At 48.8% G+C, this 547-nt stretch carries 1 pseudogene; it reads right to left on the bottom strand.

Features of this window, described 5'->3' with window-relative positions:
• Positions 1–236: 236 nt before the first annotated feature.
• Positions 237–547 (bottom strand): annotated as a pseudogene (locus tag HJV72_RS18795) (Yae1 family protein); the annotation flags it as partial.

A 547-nucleotide genomic window follows, 5' to 3' on the forward strand; every position in this document is an offset into this window, starting at 1 on the left:
AACAAAGTGTGCAATTAGATTAGTTTCTTAATTACACACTTTATCTTACACGACCACTGGCACGGGTAGCTGTGTGACAATAATGGTTGATATAACGGCGCTTCTTGCAGCAACGGCATGCACGCCTCGCTGCAAATGCTCAACAACGCCCATATACGCCAACCAGTTTGCGTGGCCAGCAGCTTTTCCGCTGGCCAGTAACGCAACACAGCCGCCCTCGCCCGCCGCTCCGTTGCTTAAACTTCCAGTTCCTTGATAAGTTCCAGAATCATATCCTCATTTTCTTCCAAGGCATCGGCGATTTCTTCAACAGACTTCCCTCTTTCGAGCTTCTTTTTGACTAGGTCTTTTAAGCCTTTCTGTAAGCCTTTTTGTAAGCCTTTCTGTAAACCTTCTTGAAAACCTTCCTGCAGTCCTTCTCTCCTCGCCTCTTCTTTCTCGTAATATTTCTCTTCCCATGCCTGCATATACTTCACCCCGACTTCTTCACTGTTGCGTACCTTCCGGACCCGGTCGTGGATGCGGCGGATGCGTTCGCTCCCGGCAT

Origin of the sequence: Extibacter sp. GGCC_0201 (assembly GCF_017566055.1) — a bacterium.
Taxonomy (GTDB): Bacteria; Bacillota; Clostridia; order Lachnospirales; family Lachnospiraceae; genus Extibacter.